This window comes from Bacillus cereus group sp. BfR-BA-01492, assembly GCF_022662815.1.
In the GTDB taxonomy this organism is placed as follows: Bacteria; Bacillota; Bacilli; order Bacillales; family Bacillaceae_G; genus Bacillus_A; species Bacillus_A cereus_BD.
The window spans coordinates 41,767-48,795 of sequence record NZ_JAKUEH010000025.1 but is presented as its reverse complement, the minus strand read 5'-3'; the positions used below and the strand labels follow the sequence as shown (position 1 = coordinate 48,795).

Sequence of the window (7,029 nt, the reverse complement as noted above, 5' to 3'; positions counted from 1 at the left end):
ATCAGGTTGATAGGTTCGAGGTGGAAGCGTGGTGACACGTGGAGCTGACGAATACTAATAGATCGAGGACTTAACCAATAAAAAAAGCGGAAACGGCTTGTTCAGAGCCGTTGGAGCTAGATTACGCTAAGAACTACATGAATGTTATCTAGTTTTGAAGGAATATACCTTCAATAGTTTGGTGATGATGGCAGAGAGGTCACACTCGTTCCCATACCGAACACGGAAGTTAAGCTCTCTAGCGCCGATGGTAGTTGGGGCCTTGCCCCTGTGAGAGTAGGACATCGCCAAGCAATTCAAACACGAATCAATCGATTCGTGTTTTTTTGTTTTGAAAAGGAATTTGATAAAAAATATAGCAGAAGTTTTTCAGCATTGTATGAAATACAAACACATTGCCTAGAAGCACTTCATATTATATATAACAAAAGGGCGTATATTTTTCTGAAAAGTGTTAAGGAATAGAAATATAAAATATATTCAGTTAAATTGGGAGGAGGATAAGTTATGGAATCGCTAAATGAAATTTGCATTATATGTGAGCATAAAAGAAACGAAGGGATATATGTTCAGAATCGTTTCATCTGTGATGAATGTGAAAAGGATATGGTGAATACTGAGACAAATGATCCAAAATATATATATTATTTGAAACAACTAAAGAAAATAGAAGTATCATATTTTTAAATAGGCATATGCCTATTATTTTTTTTGGTTTGATATCTGTATAATAGATGAAGAAAGAAAAGTTAGGAAGAGGTAACATATGAATCAAAATCAAATACCGTTATACGAAGCATTAGTGCGCTTTAAACAGCAACAACCATTATCTTTACATGTCCCAGGTCATAAAAATGGTTTGAATTTCCCTAAAGAAGCAATCGACAGTTTTAAAGATGTACTTTCTATTGATGTAACTGAATTAACAGGATTAGATGATTTACATAGTCCCTCTGCATGTATAGATGAGGCACAACGATTGCTGGCTGATGTATATGAAGTACAGAAAAGTTACTTTTTAGTTAGTGGCTCTACAGTTGGAAATTTAGCAATGGTTTTATCTTGCTGCGGGGAACATGACATTGTTCTTGTACAAAGAAATTGTCATAAATCCGTTATAAATGCTTTAAAGTTAGCAGGTGCTAATCCAGTATTTTTAGAACCATGGATTGATGAGGTATATCATGTGCCTGTTGGCGTTCATAATGAAATCATAAAAAAGTCTATTGACCAGTATCCAAATGCTAAAGCACTTATTTTAACACATCCTAATTATTACGGTATGGGCGTCAATTTAAAAGAAAGTATCGCCTATGCGCATCAGCATCAAATACCTGTATTAGTAGATGAGGCACATGGCGCACATTTTTGCTTAGGAGAACCATTTCCTCAATCAGCAGTGGCGTATGGTGCGGATATTGTAGTACAGTCTGCACATAAAACATTACCTGCAATGACGATGGGATCTTATTTACATATAAATAGTGATTTAATAAATGGAGAGAAAGTTTTTAGTTATTTAAATATGTTACAATCTAGTAGCCCATCTTATCCAATTATGGCTTCTTTGGATATTGCTCGTTTTGCATTAGCAAATATGAAAGAAAAGGGTTATCATTCCATTATTGAGTTCATCAAACAATTTAAAGAAGCATTACATTCTATTCCGCAAATAAAGGTTTTGCAATATCCATTACAGGATGAACTCAAGGTTACTGTCCAAAGTCGTTGTCAATTGTCTGGGTATGAATTACAGTCCCTATTTGAACAGGCTGGTATATATGCAGAAATGGCAGATCCGTATAACGTACTTTTTATTTTACCGTTACAAGTAAATGAGAAATACATGAAAGGAATAGAAATCATACGATCATTGCTAAGCCATTATAAGGTAACAGACAATAGACCTTCTATTCGTTATACTTATAAAGGGGAGATTTCTCCTTTACCATTTGCATATAAGCACTTAGAGGAATATGAGATAAAACGAGTACCTATAGAAGAAGCTGTTGGTATGATAGCAGCAGAGATGGTTATTCCCTATCCACCTGGAATACCACTCATTATGTATGGGGAAGCAATTCGTTTAGAGCATATAAGAGAGATTGCTCATTTAGAAAGAACTGGAGCTCGTTTTCAAGGGAATCCAGCGTATATAAAGGTATATGTTATAGAGAGAAAGTAGGTTTTAGGATGAAGGGATTATTTGTAACAATTGAAGGACCAGAAGGGTCAGGAAAATCAACATTAATTACAAAGTTATTACCATATTTTGAAAATAAGGGACAGAAAGTAATTGCAACAAGGGAACCAGGTGGAATTGCTATTTCAGAAGAAATTCGAACGATTTTACATAAACAAGAGTATATAATGATGGAAGCTCGTACAGAGGCGCTATTATATGCAGCAGCAAGGAGACAACATTTAGTAGAAAAAGTTATGCCCGCATTAGAGGCAGATCAGCTTGTATTGTGTGATCGTTTTATTGATAGCTCTCTTGCTTATCAAGGGTATGCAAGAGGATTAGGGATTGATAAAGTATATGAAATGAATCGCTTTGCTACAGAAGACTGTATGCCGAGCTTAACAATTTATTTAGATATTGCACCCGAAGTTGGTTTGGCACGTATTGAAAAAGATGCTGCAAGAGAAGTGAATCGTTTAGATATGGAAAGTATTGCATTTCATCACCTTGTACGTGAAGGCTATCTACAAATTGTAGAACGGTTCAAAGATCGCATCGTGGTAGTAAATGCAGATCAGCCAATGGAGAACGTTTTAGAAGAGGTTATTCAGCTTATAGAAAGTAAATTGTTATAATAGAAGGAAAGTATAGGATAAGTGAGGTATGCATTATGACGAAGACGTGGGAGCAGCTTTCTGCTATACAACCCATTGGTGTAAAGATGTTAATCAATAGTATTGCAAAAGAGCGTATATCCCATGCTTATTTGTTAGAAGGTGCGAAAGGAACTGGAAAGTTTGCAACGGCAATTCAAATGGCAAAAAGCTTTCTTTGTATGCAAAGAAGTGGTGTAGAACCATGTCATACATGTATTAATTGTCGTCGGATTGATTCAGGGAATCATCCTAATTTACATCTTGTAAAGCCAGACGGACTATCAATTAAAAAACAACAAATTCATGACTTACAAGAAGAGTTTTCAAAAACAGGTTTAGAAGCAAATAAGAAGATATATATTATTGAGCATGCAGACCGAATGACGGCAAATGCTGCCAATACTCTATTAAAGTTTTTAGAAGAACCAAGTAGTGATACAACTGCAATTTTGCTTACAGAACAAAGTCATCAAATATTAAATACAATCTTATCTCGCTGCCAAGTAGTGACTTTTCGGCCGCTTCCTACAGAATCTTTAATTAAGAGATTACAGGATGAAGGAATAACGGTTTTCTTATCTACTCTCGCAGCTCAAATTACGAATAGTTTTGAGGAAGCATTAGCTCTGTGCAATGATGAATGGTTTGCACAAGCACGAACTTTAGTGATAAAATTATGTGAAGCGCTCGAAAAAGATAAAACCTCTCTTTTTTTTGTACAAGAAAAATGGGGGAAACACTTTGGAGAGAAGGAACAATTACAACTAGGTTTAGATATGTTACTCCTTATTTATAAGGATTTATTATATGTTCAACTAGGAGAGGAAGATCGTCTCGTTTTTCAAGAGCAGAAGGAGATGTTTGTGACTTTCTCTTATGCTCAGAAGCGCATTGTATCAGCCCTTTTTTATATATTAGAGGCAAAAAATAGAATCAACGCTAATGTAAATGCGCAGCTTGTGTTCGAGCAGTTAGTGTTGCGGTTACAGGAGGGATGACCGTTTTGTATGATGTAGTAGGTGTTCGCTTTAAGAAGGCCGGAAAGGTATATTACTTTGATCCCAATCAATTCGATATTTCGGAAAATGAGTTTGTAATCGTAGAAACTGTAAGAGGGATTGAATATGGGAAAGTGGTTATTACAAAAAAACAAGTAGATGAAAATGATGTTGTATTACCACTAAAGAAAGTTATTCGCATTGCAAATGAAAATGATCGGACCATTGTTGAAGAGAACAAGCATGCTGCAAAAGAAGCATATCAAGTTTGTCAACAAAAGGTGGCGGACCACAATCTTGATATGAAATTGGTAGACGTAGAGTATACGTTTGATCGCAATAAGATTATTTTCTATTTTACAGCGGATGGGCGAATTGATTTCCGTGAGCTTGTAAAAGATTTAGCAGCAATCTTCCGAACAAGAATTGAATTAAGACAAATTGGCGTTCGAGATGAAGCTAAAATGCTAGGCGGCATTGGACCATGTGGTCGTATGCTTTGTTGTTCTACTTTTTTAGGAGATTTTGAACCTGTATCTATTAAGATGGCTAAGGATCAAAATTTATCATTAAATCCTGCAAAAATTTCAGGTTTATGCGGTCGTTTAATGTGTTGCTTAAAATACGAGAATGATGAATATGAGGCGGCAAAGGAGCAACTTCCTGATTTAGATCAACGTATACAAACACCAAATGGTCTTGGACGTGTCATCGGATTAAATATTTTAGAAAGATTAATACAGGTGGAACTAGTAGACAAGGAACGGATAGTTGAATATACGTTAGATGAATTAATAAATGAAGGGGTCGTTTCGAGTCAAACCACAGATTAACGAGGTGGGTGCTTGTGGAGAAAAAAGATATTTTTGCAGCGGTTTCTAGCATGGAAGGGCAAATTGGACATTTATATAAGCAGTTGGGAGAATTAAAACAACATCTTGCCGAGTTATTGGAAGAAAACCAACATATTAAAATGGAAAATGAGAATTTGCGACGTCGCTTTGAGGAAGCGCAGACTAAGGAAAAGCAAAAAACTCAAAAACGTAAAGAAGTAAAACCTAAAACAGATATCGGTGAAGGATATGATAATTTAGCTCGCTTGTATCAAGAGGGATTTCATATTTGTAATTTACATTATGGAAGTGTACGTAAAGAAGGAGATTGTTTATTCTGTCTGTCATTTTTAAATAAAAAATAAAATTACCTTTCCAATGTATTGGAAAGGTAATTTTTTATACATGAGCGTAAGATTGGAAAGAATAAACTTTAATTTTACGTTAATAGATAATGAAGTAGGATAGGTTAATTGGAAGAAAGGATATCATATATGGATTTATATGGAGATGAGCGTTTAGATTACTTATTAAATGAAGAAATGAAAATTATTCAAAGTCCATCTGTATTTAATTTTTCTTTAGATGCAGTGTTACTTGCAAATTTTGCTTGGGTTCCGATTCAAAGAGGAAATTTGCTTGATTTATGTACGGGGAATGCAGTTATTCCACTGTTATTAAGTAAAAGAACAAAAGGGAAAATCACTGGTGTAGAAATTCAAGAGCGATTATATGATATGGGAATAAGAAGTGTTCAATACAATCGTTTAGAAGAACGAATTCATTTAATTCATGGGGATTTAAAGGATATGCCGCAAACATTAGGTCATCATCAATATGATGTTGTTACGTGCAATCCCCCTTATTTTCAAACACCAAAATCATCGGAGAAAAATATAAATGAACATTTAGCAATCGCACGTCATGAAATTATGTGTACGTTAGAAGATGTGGTACGTGCTAGTAGTCAATTGGTGAAACAAGGCGGAAAAGTGGCTTTTGTACATCGACCAGGCCGATTGCTCGATATTGTAACATTAATGAGGAAATATAAAATCGAGCCAAAACGTGTACAATTTGTATATCCAAAAGCAGGTAAGGAAGCAAATACATTATTAATTGAAGGAATGAAGGATGGTAGTGCTGATCTGAAGATTTTACCACCGCTTTTTGTATATGATGAGAACAATGAATATACAAAGGAGATTCGTAGCATTTTGTATGGAGAAGAATAAACATTATTTTTATGTATTGGAATGTTCAGACGGTAGCTACTATGCAGGTTATACAAATCATATAGAAAAACGAATTCAAACTCATAACAATGGAAAGGGAGCTAAATATACGCGTGCTAGGCTTCCAGTTGCATTGAAATATCTCGAAGTTCATGAAGAAAAACGAACAGCTATGCAAGCTGAATATTATTTTAAGCAGTTAAAGAGGAAAGACAAAGAAGAATATATGAAAAAAGGAGAACGTTATGTGGCAGCAAAAAAGCTTTCAACAGACTGAAGAGGGAGTTTTATACTTAGTACCAACTCCAATTGGCAATTTAGAAGATATGACATTTCGAGCGGTTCGAATATTGAAGGAGGCTGATATTATTGCTGCTGAAGATACAAGGCAGACGAAAAAGCTTTGTAACTACTTTGAAATTGAAACGCCAGTTATGAGCTATCATGAACATAATAAGGAAGTAAGTGGTCAAAAGATTTTAGCTAAGCTAGAAGAGGGAAAGACAATAGCCCTTGTAAGTGATGCTGGTATGCCTTGTATTTCTGATCCAGGATACGATGTTGTAGTAGAAGCTGTGGGAAAACAATATCACGTTATTCCACTTCCAGGAGCAAATGCTGCTCTTACAGCACTCATTGCATCGGGATTAGAAACGAAACATTTTTATTTCTATGGATTTTTACAAAGAAATAAAAAAGAACGTAAAGCAGAATTAGAAAAACTACGTTATGTTTCAACTACGATGATGTTCTATGAAGCACCGCACCGATTAGACGATACGTTGCTTTCTATGAAAGAAGTATTTGGTAATAGGGAAATTGTATTGTGCCGAGAATTAACAAAGAAATTTGAAGAATTTATTCGAGGATCAATTGAAGAGGCAATCGAATGGGCAAAGAAGAACGAAGTACGTGGTGAATTTTGTATATTAGTATCTGGATCAAAAGAGGAAGCTGTTTCTGAGGTAGAATGGTGGGAAACTATTTCAGTATATGATCATATCGAACAGTATATAAACGAGGAAGGAATGTCCTCAAAGGATGCAATAAAAAAAGTTGCAAAAGATCGAAACCTGTCGAAACGAGATGTTTATCAAATCTATCATATTGATAAAAAATAAG

Annotated in this window: 9 protein-coding genes and 1 rRNA gene; all 10 read left to right on the top strand. The window is 35.1% G+C overall.

The annotated features are described in order from the left end of the window. Window positions 1-177: 177 nt before the first annotated feature. Window positions 178-293: ribosomal RNA gene (rrf, locus tag MR063_RS20180) — 5S ribosomal RNA — on the top strand. A 214-nt stretch (window positions 294-507) separates the two neighbouring features. Beyond that, complete coding sequence (locus tag MR063_RS20175; protein ID WP_242145685.1) at window positions 508-687, top strand: sigma factor G inhibitor Gin; 180 nt, start codon at window positions 508-510, stop codon at window positions 685-687. 79 nt (window positions 688-766) lie between these two features. Further along, window positions 767-2,185: an aminotransferase class I/II-fold pyridoxal phosphate-dependent enzyme gene (locus MR063_RS20170; RefSeq protein ID WP_242201037.1), complete on the top strand. Its 1,419-nt coding sequence runs from the start codon at window positions 767-769 to the stop codon at window positions 2,183-2,185. A gap of 8 nt (window positions 2,186-2,193) precedes the next feature. After that, window positions 2,194-2,820, top strand: a complete 627-nt coding sequence (tmk, locus tag MR063_RS20165; RefSeq protein WP_242201035.1) for a dTMP kinase — start codon at window positions 2,194-2,196, stop codon at window positions 2,818-2,820. A gap of 35 nt (window positions 2,821-2,855) precedes the next feature. Next, complete coding sequence (gene holB, locus MR063_RS20160; protein WP_242201033.1) at window positions 2,856-3,839, top strand: DNA polymerase III subunit delta'; 984 nt, start codon at window positions 2,856-2,858, stop codon at window positions 3,837-3,839. A gap of 5 nt (window positions 3,840-3,844) precedes the next feature. Continuing rightward, entirely contained in the window at window positions 3,845-4,672 is an 828-nt protein-coding gene (locus tag MR063_RS20155; RefSeq protein ID WP_242145689.1) for a PSP1 domain-containing protein, read from the top strand. A gap of 14 nt (window positions 4,673-4,686) precedes the next feature. Next, on the top strand, window positions 4,687-5,037 hold the full coding sequence (gene yabA, locus MR063_RS20150) for a DNA replication initiation control protein YabA (RefSeq protein ID WP_242145690.1): 351 nt from the start codon (window positions 4,687-4,689) through the stop codon (window positions 5,035-5,037). Window positions 5,038-5,166: 129 nt separating this feature from the next. Further along, complete coding sequence (locus tag MR063_RS20145) at window positions 5,167-5,907, top strand: tRNA1(Val) (adenine(37)-N6)-methyltransferase (protein ID WP_242201032.1); 741 nt, start codon at window positions 5,167-5,169, stop codon at window positions 5,905-5,907. Then, window positions 5,894-6,184: a GIY-YIG nuclease family protein gene (locus MR063_RS20140; RefSeq protein WP_242201030.1), complete on the top strand. Its 291-nt coding sequence runs from the start codon at window positions 5,894-5,896 to the stop codon at window positions 6,182-6,184. The genes MR063_RS20145 and MR063_RS20140 overlap by 14 nt, the downstream gene beginning before the upstream one ends. Then, window positions 6,153-7,028, top strand: coding sequence for a 16S rRNA (cytidine(1402)-2'-O)-methyltransferase (gene rsmI, locus MR063_RS20135; protein ID WP_242201028.1), 876 nt, complete (start codon window positions 6,153-6,155; stop codon window positions 7,026-7,028). Before MR063_RS20140 ends, rsmI begins: the two co-directional genes overlap by 32 nt. The last annotated feature ends 1 nt before the right edge of the window (window position 7,029 follow it).